Annotated in this window: 18 protein-coding genes; all 18 read right to left on the bottom strand. The window is 33.0% G+C overall.

Annotation, left to right across the window (positions count from 1 at the left end):
- Positions 1 to 6 precede the first annotated feature (6 nt).
- Positions 7 to 1215, bottom strand: coding sequence for an ABC transporter permease (locus tag JOD07_RS11525; protein WP_158739051.1), 1209 nt, complete (start codon positions 1213 to 1215; stop codon positions 7 to 9).
- Positions 1212 to 1919, bottom strand: coding sequence for an ABC transporter ATP-binding protein (locus JOD07_RS11520; RefSeq protein WP_204614057.1), 708 nt, complete (start codon positions 1917 to 1919; stop codon positions 1212 to 1214). Before JOD07_RS11520 ends, JOD07_RS11525 begins: the two co-directional genes overlap by 4 nt.
- On the bottom strand, positions 1912 to 3399 hold the full coding sequence (locus tag JOD07_RS11515; RefSeq protein ID WP_204614055.1) for an efflux RND transporter periplasmic adaptor subunit: 1488 nt from the start codon (positions 3397 to 3399) through the stop codon (positions 1912 to 1914). The genes JOD07_RS11520 and JOD07_RS11515 overlap by 8 nt, the downstream gene beginning before the upstream one ends.
- An 11-nt stretch (positions 3400 to 3410) precedes the next feature.
- Positions 3411 to 4145: a YIP1 family protein gene (locus JOD07_RS11510; protein WP_158739054.1), complete on the bottom strand. Its 735-nt coding sequence runs from the start codon at positions 4143 to 4145 to the stop codon at positions 3411 to 3413.
- A 123-nt stretch (positions 4146 to 4268) separates the two neighbouring features.
- On the bottom strand, positions 4269 to 5384 hold the full coding sequence (locus JOD07_RS11505; RefSeq protein ID WP_158739055.1) for an aminopeptidase: 1116 nt from the start codon (positions 5382 to 5384) through the stop codon (positions 4269 to 4271).
- A 28-nt stretch (positions 5385 to 5412) separates the two neighbouring features.
- A complete protein-coding gene (gene pyrR, locus JOD07_RS11500; RefSeq protein WP_158739056.1) occupies positions 5413 to 5949 on the bottom strand; it encodes a bifunctional pyr operon transcriptional regulator/uracil phosphoribosyltransferase PyrR in 537 nt (178 codons plus the stop codon).
- A gap of 32 nt (positions 5950 to 5981) precedes the next feature.
- A complete protein-coding gene (locus tag JOD07_RS11495) occupies positions 5982 to 6908 on the bottom strand; it encodes an RluA family pseudouridine synthase (RefSeq protein ID WP_204614053.1) in 927 nt (308 codons plus the stop codon).
- Positions 6908 to 7387: a signal peptidase II gene (gene lspA, locus JOD07_RS11490; protein ID WP_201800564.1), complete on the bottom strand. Its 480-nt coding sequence runs from the start codon at positions 7385 to 7387 to the stop codon at positions 6908 to 6910. The genes JOD07_RS11495 and lspA overlap by 1 nt, the downstream gene beginning before the upstream one ends.
- 71 nt (positions 7388 to 7458) lie before the next feature.
- Positions 7459 to 8100: a TraR/DksA C4-type zinc finger protein gene (locus JOD07_RS11485; RefSeq protein WP_158739058.1), complete on the bottom strand. Its 642-nt coding sequence runs from the start codon at positions 8098 to 8100 to the stop codon at positions 7459 to 7461.
- A gap of 93 nt (positions 8101 to 8193) precedes the next feature.
- Positions 8194 to 9285: a 3-dehydroquinate synthase gene (aroB, locus tag JOD07_RS11480; RefSeq protein ID WP_158739059.1), complete on the bottom strand. Its 1092-nt coding sequence runs from the start codon at positions 9283 to 9285 to the stop codon at positions 8194 to 8196.
- Positions 9282 to 9800, bottom strand: a complete 519-nt coding sequence (locus JOD07_RS11475) for a DivIVA domain-containing protein (protein WP_207756949.1) — start codon at positions 9798 to 9800, stop codon at positions 9282 to 9284. Before JOD07_RS11475 ends, aroB begins: the two co-directional genes overlap by 4 nt.
- A 14-nt stretch (positions 9801 to 9814) precedes the next feature.
- Positions 9815 to 10603 carry a YlmH family RNA-binding protein gene (locus JOD07_RS11470; RefSeq protein WP_204614052.1) on the bottom strand — a complete coding sequence of 263 codons (789 nt, stop codon included), beginning with the start codon at positions 10601 to 10603 and terminating at the stop codon, positions 9815 to 9817.
- An 18-nt stretch (positions 10604 to 10621) separates the two neighbouring features.
- Entirely contained in the window at positions 10622 to 10909 is a 288-nt protein-coding gene (locus JOD07_RS11465) for a YggT family protein (protein ID WP_158739061.1), read from the bottom strand.
- A 13-nt stretch (positions 10910 to 10922) separates the two neighbouring features.
- Positions 10923 to 11381: a cell division protein SepF gene (locus JOD07_RS11460; protein ID WP_158739062.1), complete on the bottom strand. Its 459-nt coding sequence runs from the start codon at positions 11379 to 11381 to the stop codon at positions 10923 to 10925.
- A gap of 12 nt (positions 11382 to 11393) precedes the next feature.
- Complete coding sequence (locus tag JOD07_RS11455) at positions 11394 to 12092, bottom strand: YggS family pyridoxal phosphate-dependent enzyme (RefSeq protein WP_158739063.1); 699 nt, start codon at positions 12090 to 12092, stop codon at positions 11394 to 11396.
- 15 nt (positions 12093 to 12107) lie between these two features.
- Positions 12108 to 13610, bottom strand: coding sequence for a biotin/lipoyl attachment domain-containing protein (locus tag JOD07_RS11450; RefSeq protein ID WP_158739064.1), 1503 nt, complete (start codon positions 13608 to 13610; stop codon positions 12108 to 12110).
- 138 nt (positions 13611 to 13748) lie between these two features.
- A complete protein-coding gene (locus tag JOD07_RS11445) occupies positions 13749 to 13940 on the bottom strand; it encodes a DUF6465 family protein (protein WP_158739065.1) in 192 nt (63 codons plus the stop codon).
- 174 nt (positions 13941 to 14114) lie between these two features.
- Positions 14115 to 15593, bottom strand: a complete 1479-nt coding sequence (spoIVA, locus tag JOD07_RS11440; RefSeq protein ID WP_158739066.1) for a stage IV sporulation protein A — start codon at positions 15591 to 15593, stop codon at positions 14115 to 14117.
- Between the last annotated feature and the right edge of the window lie 193 nt (positions 15594 to 15786).

The raw sequence follows: 15786 nt of genomic DNA, 5'->3' as shown, positions 1-15786 counted from the left end.
CCATTTTTACTCATATCTCAATGCCTCTATTGGATCTAATTTTGCAGCCTTGCTGGCAGGATAAACTCCAGCGATAATACCTATAACAGTCGACAGACTTACAGTAATGATTATGGATAATAAAGAGACTTTGGGAGTAATTTTCATCCAGGAACCAACGCCTAAACCACCTAAGTATCCAAGTAAAAGACCGATAGTTCCTCCAATGATGGTTATAATCACAGCTTCAATTAAGAACTGCTGTCTTATATCTTTATTTTTAGCACCCAGGGATTTTCTTATTCCAATTTCTCTGGTTCTTTCGGTCACAGTTACCAACATAATATTCATTACTCCAACGCCGCCAACCAGTAAAGATATGCCTGCAACAAAACTAATAAAAGCTGTAAATATGCCTAAAACTTCATTAATAGCATCTAAATCCTGCGCAGCATTCTTTACACTATAGGCATCTTTATTTCTATGTTTTGTTTCTAGTAATTTGTTAATTTCAATAGCAGTCTGATCGACATTGTCAATATCGTTTACAGTTACATAAAGATAATCAACAATGTCGTACATATACATATCCATAAGTGTTTGAATAGGAAGGTAAACTTCAGAGCTAAGTTGATCACCCAGCATAGATTCAAGAAAAGCATTGCTATTCTTCATAACACCTATTACTGTGAATTTGAAAGTACCTCTCCACATTTCGACAGATAAAGTTTTTCCTACAACATCTTTTTTGCCGAATACTTTTTCAGCTAATACTTCATCAATGACAATTACGTTACTTTTAGATCTGCAATCCGCATCTACTATAAAACGCCCATAGAGTAGTTCTGGCAATTGGATAAATCTATATTCACCATTCACTCCTATCAAATATGCTCTTTTCTGTTCCTTAGGATTTTTTAATTTTACAGATCCCCATCCATAAAAATAAGGGGATACATATTTTACATCCGGATGGGTTTTAATGAGATCCACATCATCTATGGTAAGATAATCTCTGGTTTTAGCTTTGCTTACATCCCTCATTTGCACTTGTATCAGGCCAAAACCAAGTTTGTTAAAATTATCCAAAATTGCAGATTGGCTTCCAGAACCAATGGAAGTAATCATGATTACAGAGCCTATTCCTATTATGATTCCTAACATGGTAAGGAAGGAGCGCATTTTATTAGCCAGAAGATTTCTTAAAGCAGATTTTATGCTCTCATATAAATTCATAATACCGCCCTCCTTACAATAATGGGATCATTAACAGGATGATCTGAAATAATTTCTCCATCTTTAAATACAACGATTCTTTTGGTGTGTTGTGCAACATCGGGCTCATGGGTAACCATAACAATAGTTACCCCCTCAGCATTCAGGCTTTGAAAAATCCCCATGATTTCTTCACTGGATGCACTGTCTAAATTACCTGTTGGTTCGTCTGCCAATAAAATAGAAGGGGAGTTTACCAATGCTCGGGCAATAGCGACTCTCTGCTTTTGTCCCCCTGATAATTCATTAGGACGATGATGCATTCTTTCAGATAAGCCTACTTTTTCTAAAGCAAGCATCGCTTTTTCTTTTCTTTCCTTATGTTTTAGGCCTGCATAAATCATTGGCAATTCAACATTTTCCAACGCTGTTAATTTGGGCAAAAGATTAAAAGCCTGAAAAACAAAACCAATTTTTAGATTCCTGATCAATGCCAGATCATTATCCTTTAAAGAAGAAATATCAACATTATCTAAAAAATAGCTTCCACTCGTTGAACGATCAAGACATCCTAATATATTCATAAGCGTTGATTTTCCTGAACCCGAAGCCCCCATAACCGCTACGAATTCTCCTGGAACTACAGAAAAAGATATATTTTTTAAAGCCTGCACTTCAATTTTTCCATTTTTATAAACCTTGCACAGATTTTCAATTCTAATCATTTTGTTCACCTGACTCAGATATATTCATTGGTTTTACCTTAACACCTTCTTGAATTTGACTGCTTAGATTTGTAATAATTTTTTCTCCTGGATTTACGCCTTTAGCTTCTACGTATAAATCTGAGTAAATACCTAATTCAATCTCTCTTTGCTCAACAGTGAAATCGTCTTTCATGATATAAACAAAATTCGTTCCATCTTTATCGGTATCAACTGCTAGTAACGGAATAACAACTGTGTCTTCATGCTCTGCAGTGATAATTTCAACGTCCACTGTATATCCGGGTTTAAGATTGCTGTCATTATTCAAGACTTCTACTTCAACTTCTACCATAGCTTCTTTTGTTTTTTCTCCAGTATCTTGGGTGATAGCTTTGGGAGCAATTTTTGTTACTTTTCCCTCTATAGGCTTTCCTTTTATTGCATCACCCGTAAGGATAGCTTTTTGTCCCACTTGAATACTTGGCGCATCAAATTCCGTTACACTTACTTTTACAATTAAATGATTTAAGTCAGCAATCTTTAATATAGGAGAACTCTGATTAACCCAGGCACCTTCTTCAGTAAGTATTTCTGTTACTGTACCATCAATAGGACTCTTGGATGATGTTAATTGTCTTTCTAATTTTTGCTTTAATGTTTGGATTTTTAATTCTTCTGATTTAATTAGGTTTTGTTGAATTTTTATTTCATTTTCTTGCTTTGGATCAGAGGATTTATTGTATGTATTGGACAATTTTCTTTCTGCAATGGATTTTTCTCTCTTTAAATTTTCAATATTTTGCTTAATGGATTCAAGATTCATTTGCTCTTTTTGAAGTTGATCTTTTAATTCACTTAATTCCGTTTTAGCACCATCTAGCTCTGACTTAGGAATAGCACCTTGATCATAAAGAATTTGATTATTAGCAACAGTTGTTTCCTTATCTTGGATCTTTTTCTTTAGCTGAGTTATTGTGAGTTCTGTTTGCTTTAACTCTTTTTGTGCATCACTAAGTGATTTTTCACGGGAGATCAAAGAAGACTCTGCATCAAGTATTTCATCTGGGTTTGCATCAGTTAAAGACTGTAATCTCAATTTAGCATTTTCAAGGGAGATTTCTGCTTCTTTTAACTGTTGTTCCAGTTCTTCTTTAGTAATCGGATCATATTTTACAATTTCTGTATCTTTTCTTACTTGATCGCCAAGTTCGACAAGAATATCTTTAATTCTTAAAGAAGTATCCATATAAGTATCAACATAAATGGTTTCAATATTTTTAGGTTCAATAACTCCTGTAGCGGTTACTTTTGATATTAAAGTATCTATTCTTGCTTCTTCAATATTAACACCGATTCCTGACTTGGGAGGAGTATTGCCATTTGATTCTGATTTAAGATTGATCACTGCCGCCACAACAAAAGTAATTAATATCAATAAAATTCCAATTCCCACAAATATTTTTTTATTATTTTTCTTAATGTTTGCTTTCAACTCCATTACTTCCACTCCTACATATTTTGATATAAATTTAACGTTAAATAAGGTAAAATTGCAATTAGCGCAGTCAATGCATTTCCTATTATAAGATAAATCATAGAAATTACTATACCTTTTACTTTACTAAATTCATTCAATATACTTATTCCTAAGCCTGCAATAATCATACTCCAAATCGAAAAGACTTCTGCAAGCATTAAAAAGTTATATAAAAAGCTTGAAATATCTCCATTAGGCATAAAAACTACCGGTGAAAAAATGATTATATCTGTGTTAAGCAATAATCCAATTGGGGCAGCAATAAGAGATCCTGTTACGGAAATCATCATTACGTGAGCATAAAGAGAAAGAATTTGCTTAACACTTGACTTGCCCCCAAAGATTTTTACAAGTAACCATAAAAACAGTCCGCCAATAGCCCACATGACAATAATGCTTATTGGAGCTAAAAAAGCGCTAATATAATTTATTGAATCACTGGCTTGCAAATTTTGAGACATATCTATTCCGTATTTTTGCAAATATAAATCGGATACTTTTTTTTGTGTAATTTCTAATAATGGCATTCTGATAAAATATGTAATAATCATAATTACTGAAGAATAAATAAGAGGCATAAGTATTTTAGGATAATGTGAAATATTTTCAAGGACTTCTGTTGGGCTTGTAAAAATTTTAACTAATTTTGATAAAAAGCCAAGAGGTTGCTCTTCTGCAACTGGTTGTAAATTTAAATTACTTTCCATAATTACCCTCCTAAAAATAATTTTAAAGATTCTAAAGTTTCATCGTATAAATAATACGTTTTAAAATTAAAGAAGTATGAAAAATTTAAAAAAGATTATAAAAAAAGTGGCAAAAGCCACAATTTATTTTAGGTTTTCCGGATTAAGGTTTTCAAGCTCTGGAATAACAAATCGTCCATCTTTTCGGATGAGCAGATCATCAAAATAGATTTCACCACCACCGTATTCCGGTGTTTGAATATATACTAAATCCCAGTGAATTGCAGAACGATTTCCATTAAAGCAGTCGTCATAAGCATTTCCTGGAGTAAAATGAATAGAACCTGCGATTTTTTCATCAAATAAAGTTTCTTTCATTGGTTTAGTAATATAAGGGTTTACGCCTATGGCAAATTCTCCAATATATCTTGAACCTTCGTCCGTATCCAGTATTTTATTAAGCCTTTCCGTATTATTCGAAGTGGCATTAATAATTTTTCCGTTCTTAAATTCAAATTGAATTTTGTCAAAAGTAAATCCCTGATATTCAGAGGGGGCATTATATGTTATGATTCCATTGACAGATTCTCTTACAGGGGCAGTATACACTTCTCCGTCAGGTATATTCATTTTCCCGTCACATTTAATTGCAGGAAGCCCTTTGATCGAAAATGAAAGATCTGTGTCTTTTCCTACAATTCTTACTTTGTCGGTTTGCTCCATTAATCTTACAAGAGAATCCATTGCTTTTGACATTTTCGCATAATCCAGATTGCATACATTAAAATAAAAATCTTCAAAAGCTTCAGTACTCATATCTGCCAGTTGGGCCATAGCAGGAGAAGGATAACGCAGAACAACCCATTTCGTTTTTGGCACACGTATCTCCATATGCACCTGCTTTACAAAATATTTGTGATAAATATCCATTTTATCAGAGGGCACATCAGCAAATTCGGATGCATTTCTTAAAGAGGTGAAGCCAATAAATGCATCCATTTCATTCATTCTGTAGGCTTCGTAACTAGCCATTGCTTTCATGTGTTCTTCTGAAGTGCCAAGATATAGTTCTCTAAGAATGCTATGATCATTTAACTGAACAAAAGGCAAGCCACCTACAGCATAAACTTCCTTAATCAATGCCTTTACAAGAGAAGGTTCTATGCCGTTACTTTGAATTAATACTTTTTCTCCCTTTTGAATATTCACAGAATATCGTACCAATGTTTTTGCCAGCGTAGAAATTCTTAAGTCATGCATATTGATTCGTCCTTTCAATTAGCCAAAATTAATTTTTCTCTATCAATACTAAATTATTGTTATCTGTTTCTTCGAGTAATACTCTTACAATTTCTTCTTTTGAAGTAGGGATGTTCTTCCCTACAAAGTCCGGCCTGATTGGAAGTTCCCTGTGACCTCTGTCAATTAAAACAGCCAATTGTATGTATTTGGGTCTTCCCATATCTATTACAGCATCAATGGCAGCTCTTGCAGTTCTTCCGGTATAAATAACATCGTCAACCAGAATTACAATTTTATCATCCACATGGTATTTCACATCTGTATTATGAACAATGGGTTGCACCGATTTATGTTTTAAATCATCCCGATAAAAAGTAATATCAAGAACGCCTACGGGAACTTTAACGTTTTCTACTTCGTAAATCTTTCGGGCAATCCTTTCTGCCAATGGAATACCTCTTGTTTTAATACCTATAAGGAGTATATCTTCAACGCCTTTGTTTTTTTCTATGATTTCATGAGAAATTCTAGTTAAAGCTCTTTGAATCGCTTTTTCATCTAACAACTCTTTTGATTTTTCCAAAAAAATCAACTCCTTTTATCCTACTTGACCAATTACAAATGGGCATTTTTTCGAAGTTTTTCAATCACATCCATAAAATACTTTGGAATAGGGGCTTCAAACTCCATGTATTCATTTTTAGAAGGATGAATAAATCCTAAAACTCTCGCATGAAGCATTTGCCCACTAATATGATCAGGCTGTGATTTTGGTCCATAGACAGGGTCACCTAAGAGCGGATGTCCTATATGCTTCATATGAACTCTGATCTGATGGGTTCTTCCAGTTTCCAATTGCGCTTCAATTAAAGTAAATTGTCCAAATCGCTCTAATACAGTATAGTGGGTAACTGCATGTCTTGAATTTTTATATGTTACAGCCATTTTTTTTCTGTCTGTTGGATGTCTTCCAATAGGAGCATTGATTGTACCTTCATCATTTACAAGATTATGATATACAATTGCAGTATATTTTCTGGTAATCAAATGCTCTTTTAATTGAAGGGCAAGGTGTTTATGGGCATGATCATTTTTTGCCACCATAAGGACTCCGGATGTATCTTTATCTATCCTGTGAACAATTCCTGGTCGCAGCATACCATTGATTCCTGACAGATCATTCTTGCAATGATATAGCAAGGCATTGACCAGTGTTCCTGTATAATGTCCTGGTGCAGGATGCACCACCATACCCTGTGGTTTATTGACTACAATAATGTCCTGATCTTCGTATAATATATCTAAAGGAATGGGTTCCGGGAGTATTTCTATAGGTTCTGGGTCAGGAATTTCTATATCAATAATGTCATCTAATCTTAATTTATAGTTTGATTTTACTGTTTTTTGATTGACTTTTACTTTTTCATTTTCAATAAGCTTCTGAATAAAAGACCTTGAAACATCCTCCAGTTCAGCTGACAAAAAAATATCAATACGTTTCCCCACATCTTCATTTTCAACAATGTACGTATAAAAGTCCATCATTCAACTTCCTTTTTTTCAAAGTCATCTTCAGGTGTAAAAAGTATAAACCAGGCAAGGAGTATTGTTCCAATGACTACACAAATGTCGGCTATATTAAATACAGGAAAATTTATTAAACAAAAATCAAAAAAATCTATCACAAAACCGAGTCGAATTCGGTCAATCAAATTCCCAATAGCCCCGGCACTTATTAAAATCAACGCAAAACGAATAAAGCCATAAGGCTTATACTTTGGAAGATGCTTATAATAGTAAATAATTCCTATCAAAACTGAGACGGTCATTATAATAAAAAACCATCGTTGATTTTGAAGTATTCCAAAAGCAGCCCCCCTGTTTTTAACAAAAGTCAGGTGAAAGACATCTTTTATGATTGGGATACTGTTAATACTCTGTAAATAATTAAAAGCGACATATTTTGTCAATTGGTCTAAAGCAACTAATAACGACACTACTAAGAAATATTGAATAAGCATTTTCTCTCTCCCTTAAAATAAACTCTTAAAGCAAGAAAATTATATCACCCCTTTTATTTCCTGTAAAGCTGTCACTCCAACGCATTTTTTCTATCTTGATTGGATAATAAGTCGACTTCATCTACTGTGTCTTGTGGAGTATCATATAAATTATTAATTTCATCATAATCTTTGACATCCCATCCCATATCCTGCATATTGTCTGCTGAGCCATAAGCTTCTAACTGCCTCATGATTTCTGCTCCATGATTAATATCCCCGTCCTCTTCACGCATAAAATTACGATTAAAAACCGGGCCAATAACTTCTTCTTCTGCGGGCCTGTCTTTATTAAAATCGTCAGGATTAATTTGATGGGCTTTTGCACAAGATATACATTCTTTGGCATACGGAATTGCTTTTAATCTTTCGTATTCTATTTCTTTGGAGCAAGTTTCGCAAATTCCATAAGTACCATTTTCTATTTTTTTAAGTGCATCGTTGATATCCTCAAGATATTTTTGCTGGTGTACATTTAATGCCATATGTTTTTCCATTTCAAAAGTTTCACTGCCAAGATCTGCGGGATGATTATCATAAGAGGATAATTCATCGGTCCACTCAAGAAGTGAGCCATGTGGTCCGTATTCCTCCATCCTCTTTAATTCTGTTTCGGCTTCTTTTTTTTCTTGAATTAAATTATTTTTAATTTCTTGCAGTTGTTCATTGGTCATAATGTTCCCTCCATTTCTTTTGCTGTTTCCCTATATAGGTTTTGCAATAGTTCATAAAACCATGATGGAAACTAAAGCAAAAAAATAACGTGCTTATTGCACGTCACCTTTTAAATAAGAAATGGATGATTTGATCCTGTCCTCATTTAAATCTCCAACTCTTAAAGCTTTTCCGATGGACGATAATAGAATAAACTTAATCTTATTATTCTTAACTTTTTTATCCAGCAACATTTGCTGATAAATCTTCTCACAGTCTAATTGATTGATTCTGACAGGAAGACGATAAGATCGTAAAACACTCTCTATTCTTTTTAAATCTTCCTGTGAAATTAAATTATTTTCATAGGATAAATATGCTGCACCAACCATTCCAATTGCAACACATTCGCCATGCAGAAGCTTAAAGTTAAGAAGAGTTTCTATGGCATGACCTATGGTATGGCCAAAATTCAAAATTTCTCTTAAACCATTCTCTTTTTCATCCTGCGATACAATGGATGCTTTTAACTCACAAGATCGCTGAATAATCTTTTCTAATGTGGTTTTGTCAAAATCAAATACTAAATCTGCTGAAGATTCAACAAATGAGAAATAATTATCGTCTAGGATCAGTCCGTGCTTAATAACTTCTGCCATTCCTGCAGATAATTGCTTTAAAGGAAGGGTTTTTAATGTGTTTAAATTGATATAAACAAAAGTTGGTTGATAAAAAGCACCAATCATGTTTTTATGTTGAAGAAAATCAACCCCTACTTTTCCTCCCACACTGCTGTCAACTTGCGCAAGAAGTGTTGTAGGAACTTGAATAAAGGGTATTCCGCGCATATATGTGGCAGCAGCAAAACCAGCCATATCTCCTGTAACGCCTCCGCCCAAGGCGAAGATTAGGGAATTTCTGTCTAAATGATTCTCGATAAAAAATCGATACATATCTTGAATCGTATCGAGATTTTTACTTTCTTCTCCGGCATTAAACGTAAATTTATATACATCATCATAGTTACTTTTTAGGACATCCACAAATTGATTGCCGTAATAAGAATCTACGATATGGTCTGTAATAATGCATACTTTTCGATTTAGTAAGTTATGGTCTTTAAGAGCAAGTGAAAGATCTTCGAAATTCTGAGAAAAATAAATCGGGTATGATGATGAAGAGGGATTTACTAAAATTTTGTTCATATTGCATCCTCATCTCTAACTGTATCATATTCTTCCTTCGGTTGTTGATGACTCGGTATTTCATCTTCCTTATATAATACAGACTGCTCCAGGATTTCCAATTGTGCTAACAATGTTTGCTTCATCTGTATTTTTAATGAGGAATATTGATTTTTTAATCGTTCTATTTCCTGATTAATTCTAAAAACTTCCTGTTGAGTTTCTTCCAAAATCTGATTAGCTTTCATTTCAGCTTCTCTTTTTATTTGCTCTCCTTTTTGATACGCTGCAGATTTTGTATCTTCTGCAGCTTTTTCAGCAAGTATCAGCGTATTTTGGAGGGTTTGCTCCAGAGCTTTATAGTGTTGAATGCTTTCATTTAACATAGAAATCTTATCTTTTAATTCTATATTTTCCTTATAAATTTTCTCATAGGATTCTATCACATCATCTAAAAATTTATCTACTTCTTCAATAGAATATCCATACGGTTTCTTTCTAAATTCTTGTGATTCAATATCCAGTGGCGTAAGCATAATCAATGTCCCCCCTATACATACCGATGTATTACAATGCTCACACGATCTTTCTTAGTTTTTCCTCTGACTTCAGCCAATTTAATTTTGCCAAAACCTCTTAGTGTTAAAAAATCTCCCTCTTTAATGTGGGAGGCAGGACTTGCTATTACTCCATTGATCAATGCCTTTTCAGATTTTATTAAATCCACAATCTTGCTTCTCGATAACTGAAAACCGGCACTCAATATCGAATCAGCTCTAAGAGATGAAACGGTAGAAGTAATTTCTTTTATCTTAGGCTCGGGAAGAACAACTTCATCCAATAAAATTTCCTTTGCTTCTGCTTTTATATTTTTAACTTTAAATAAGTTATTGATGATATAAGATGCTATGTCCTTATTCACAAAAACAATAGCTTTATGATCATATACCAGTATATCGCCAATTTTACTCCTTTCTATCCCAAGTCCCAAAACAGAACCTAAATAATCTCGGTGAGATATGGATTCTTCATTGGAACTTTTAAGATGAATTTCAACTGGCGTGACAGGAAAATCATAATCTTGTAATTCTCTATAGTCTGGACAAAAACCTATTATTTTTCTTTCACTTTCAGGATATCCACCAAAAGCCTTTATGGAAAGATCGGAAATATTATGGACCATGACAAGATATTTGCTTAATTTATACATATCAATAAAATCGGTAAAAGTATTGGCATGATCTCTTAATGCAGTATTTGCACGATCCAGGATTTTACTGGCAATTAATCTTTCTTCGATATCATTAAAATTCTTTAAATATATTTCCTTGTTAATCATTGTAGTCCTTTCATTAACTTAAATAAGCGTTGTTAAGTATATTAGAATATTTTTTGCAAATTCTAAAAGAAGCAGTGCGATAATTGGAGAAAAATCAATCATCATGCCCCTTCCGCCAAGTACAGATCTTTGTATAAGGGATCGAACAGGACCAAGAATAGGTTCAGTTAATTGATAGATCAATGCAACGATGGGATTGCCATGTGAAAAAGGGAACCAAGAAAGAAGTACCCTAATAAAAATCAGCATATCAAGTAAATTAAAGAAAACTACCAAGGCTGAGCTTAAAATTGAACTTAAATCCATAAATTATCCTCCATTATTTTACATTGCTCATCCAAGGAAGAATAATCCCTTTTGTCTTTAACTCTTCCTTAAAACTATTGGCAATATCCACATTTTCCGGTGCAATGATAAATATATTGTTCGCAACCCGTTGAACATCACCGTTTAAGGCATAACATGCTCCACTTAAAAAATCCATTACTCTTTGAGCAATAATATGATCCAGATTTTCTAAATTAATTACAACAGGTTTCTTAGCTTTAATATGATCGCAAATTTCTTGAGCTTCTTCATATTTCTCAGGGTTAGTAATCACTACTTCCATTTGAACGTTTGTATGTATGTTTACAATCTTAGAATTGTTTTTAGTGTGATAATTGCGAATTTGGGGAATTTCAGCTTTCTCTTCTACTTCTTCCACTTCTTCTTCATAATCATCTTCTCCATTACCAAACCCCATTACATCCATCATCTTGTCAAAAAGTTTTGCCATTTGACACCCTCCTTATACATTATAATTTCTCTGCCCAAATATACCTGTCCCAATTCTTACCATATTTGAACCTTCTTCTATTGCAACTTCGTAATCATTTGTCATTCCCATAGAAAGAACTTCCATGCTTATATTATCAATATTTCTTTTAGCAATGTCAACAGATAATTGCTTTATATTTCTAAAATGAATCCTATTATTCTCTGGATTTGGATCATATGGGACTATAGTCATAAGACCTTTGACGTGTATATTTTTTAAACTTTTTATTTTATCGATCAAAGGATCAACTTCTTCCACCATTAATCCAAATTTAGTTTCTTCTTTTGCAATATTGACTTGTAATAATATATCCATAATCTTATTATGTTTTTCTGCCATTTCATTTATTTTATAGGCTAAACGCTCACTGTCCACAGAGTGGATCAAATCTACTTTGTCGATAATATATTTTACTTTATTGGTTTGAAGATGTCCGATCAGGTGCCAATGAATATTTGAATCAATCGCATCGTATTTTTTCATGATTTCCTGCACTTTGTTCTCACCTATATGGCATATATTACAGGATATAGCTTCTTTAATTCGAGGTATGTCAATTGTTTTTGTTACAGCAATTAAAGTAATATCTTTTTCTGTACGACCACTTTTTTCTGCTGCAATTCTAATTTTATCTCTGATTTCCTCAATATTGGCTTTGATGGAATTCATACCTTTGCACTCCTTTTAATCATTTTCTATAATTTGAAACTGGTCTAAAAGTTGATTATCTTTAGCATTCTTTGCATTGGAAACAATCTGATCATATAATCTTATTCCGGAAGGAGTATCCTGTTTAACAATTGCATAATCATTATTCTGGACTAAGATTTCTATCTTTTTAAATCGTATTATTCCTCCGTTTACAGCAAATACGCCAATGCTGGATTGACTTTCTTTGATAACATATTCTGATTCAGTGTTTTCAGGTAAGACTAAAGTATCATACATTTTTAAAGCGGAAGCTTCTTGAAGAATATATATATTTTTTTCATCTTCAAAAGCCATTTCAACAGGTATAAGTTCGTCACTTTCCATTCCTTTTTTAATGACTACCGTTTGTCTTCCGGATTGTTGTACATATTCTTTTGGAATTTTCAAGAAGGTTTTCTCAACAATTGAGTTAACTGGTATCTTAATTCCTTCATAATTTTCTCGGACAATTTCAAATTCAATATTTCTTTTAGAAATCAAAGGTGTCATTTGCTCTGTCGTTTGAAACACAAAGATGACATCATGATCTACAGGCTTAATTTTATAAATCTTTGCTTTGATAGGAGGCTGTCCATCATTAAATTGAATGGATACTTGATTCCCCACTTCCCAATCCTTTGCCAAATCTGCTGAAAGACTTCCAACTATATACCAATCATAATTATTGATTATTTTAAATAACGGTGCATTTTTTTCTACGCTTTGCATTTGGCTGATATCTTTGGGTTCTGAATTCTGTTCTAAATCTTTTACAGCCAAGTTATCTAAAGTTTTTGGAGTGAATTTTTCTTCCAGTCCATCAATATAATAAGATATGATTCCGCCTTTTGGCGTTAAAACAACATCGGAATTTGCAGCCAGTTGATTTTCATAAGTATTTTTTTGCAAAACCAGATTTTTAAGTGATGAGGAATCTTCTTGGGACAGGAGAATCTGCTTTTTTTCAATTTCCACCTGAATAGAATTTTTTATTGAGTAAATCTGGATAAAATTTTTGTTTGAATAAGTACTTCTCAGATTATCAATCAAATCATCTATCTGGTAATTAACATTCTGAATATCTTTTTGAACTGTAGAAAACTCTTTTCTCTGGTCCTGGACTTTTATGATATTTTCATTGATTTTGTCAAGTTCCTTTTGAATCTGTGATAAAGCGGAATTATTTGCAACCATACAAATCGGAGTGCCTGACTTAACTTTTTCTCCTTCATAGATAAAATATTGAATATTGCCTGCTTTAGTACTTTTAATAACTGTTTCGTCACGAACAATGATTCCTTTTACATGTATATTGTTATCAATGGTTCCCATTTGCACCACTTCAATGGATAAAGGAATTTTTTTTGTTAATTTAAATCCGGAACCAATTAAATAAATCATTAAGATAACTGACAGGAACCCCCCTATAACGATTCTACGTTCTTTTCTCTTTTGCTTATGATTTTTTCTCTTTTTTCTCGTTTTTGTATTCGCCATATAATCCCCACGCTTAATTATAATGAAATATTTTTATATGAACTTTATGTATTTTGTATATTTGATATTAAACACTTGGTTTTAATATAACGGATACAAAGAGAAAAAACAAGTAAAAAAAACACTCTTTTAAGAGTGTCAAAAACAACCGGTTTCAGTATCATTTACAACATAATAGCATTTCTCTTCATTCACATTATAATATAATTTCAATGATTTTATATCCTTTACTTTCATCGACTTTTCTTTCCAGATCTCTTTAAATTTTTTCAGTAAGTCTGATGATAATACTTCTTTCCCATTAAACTGAATGAATACTTCTTCTTTCATTCCCATCTCCCCTTATTCTTAAATCAAAACAATGATCAATGTATTTATCCAACCTCTAATGTATAATTTTTCCTTTATTGTATTACATGCCTTTTTTTTTGTCAAGTTTTTATAAAAGCAAAAGCACTTCTCTGAAATATCAGAGAAATGCCTTTGCTTTTTATCAGCTTATGTCTATAAAATAATACAAATTAAGCCGCCACTTCCTTCATTAATGATTTTCTGCAGTGTTTCTTGAAGTTTCATTTGTGCATCTTCAGGCATACGATAAAGTTTATTCTGCAATCCTTCATTTACTAATTCATGAAGAGATTTTCCAAAAATATTAGATTCCCATATCTTTTTCGGATCGGTTTCAAATTCACTCATTAAATAATTAACTAATTCTTCGCTTTGCTTTTCTGTACCTACAATAGGTGAAACTTCTGTTTCTATATCGGCACGAATTAAATGAATTGAGGGAGCGCTGGCGCGAAGTTTTACTCCAAAACGGTTTCCTTGCTTAACTATTTCAGGTTCTTCCAGTTTTAATTCATCCAGCATTGGAGTCACCACCCCATATCCTTTTTGCTTTACTTCATGCAAAGCATAGGCCACTTTATCATATTCTCTCTTTGTATCAGCCAGTTTACGAATAAGAGAAATGAGCTGATGCTCTCCTTCAATTTCCATTCCGGTAGTTTCAGATAAAACTTTATAGAAAAGGTGATCAGCAGTGGACAACTCAATTCTTATAATACCTGTTCCTAAATTAATTTTATCTTGATATACTTTTTTTATAAAATCATAATTCTTAAAATCTTCCAATGCATCTTTTAATTCTCTAAGCCGATAAACAGGATACATTGTATCTTTTACAGCTGATACCAATTGCTTTTTCATCCAGTGATCCGTATCCAATGCTTCGACCCATTTAGGAAAAACAAATTGAATTTCTTGAATTGGAAATTCATATAAAACATTTTCCATAATTCTATTTACATCATCCATTTTCAACTGTGCACAATTACAGGTGATAACAGGCACATTATACTTTTCTGAAAGTTCTCTATTCAATTCCTGAGTCTGAGAATCATAAGGTTTAGCAGAATTCAGCAATACTACAAATGGTTTATTGATAGCTTTTAACTCATTGATTACTCTTTGTTCAGCTTCTTCATAGTCATTTCTTGGAATATCCGTTATTGATCCATCAGTGGTTACAACAATACCAATGGTGGAATGATCATTAATTACTTTTTTGGTGCCTATTTCTGCTGCTTCAGTAAATGGTATTTCATACTCATACCAGGGAGTATGAACCATTCTGGGATTCTCACCTTCCAGGTGTCCTGTTGCACCAGGAACCATATATCCAACACAATCAATCATTCGTACATTAAAATCCAGTTCGTCATTCAGAGAAATTGTTACCGATTCATTGGGAATAAACTTAGGTTCTGTCGTCATAATAGTCTTTCCGGCTGCACTTTGAGGAAGCTCATCTTTAGCTCTTTCTTTGTTATAATTATCGGTTATATTAGGTATTACAAGTAAATCCATAAATCGTTTGATAAAAGTCGATTTTCCAGTTCTGACGGGTCCAACTACCCCTATGTAAATGTCTCCGTTCGTTCTTTGCGCAATATCCTGATAAATGTTATAACTTTCCATATGGCATCCTCCTAATAAATTGATTATTGTATGGGTACATTTAAAATATATGTCTCAAAAAATGTATTATTACAATGAATCAATTCTATAAGAAAGAGTTTTTCTTTAAGAAACTTTTATGCCAAGCGCAGTCGGCAAAACCGACAAAATCAATATACGCGAGTGTTCATCTTTCCCGAAGAAACTTTTATTA

The sequence above is a fragment of the Defluviitalea raffinosedens genome (assembly GCF_016908775.1).
Lineage (GTDB): Bacteria > Bacillota > Clostridia > Lachnospirales > Defluviitaleaceae > Defluviitalea > Defluviitalea raffinosedens.
The sequence above is the reverse complement of the archived record's forward strand: the minus strand, read 5'-3'. Positions and strand labels throughout refer to the sequence as shown.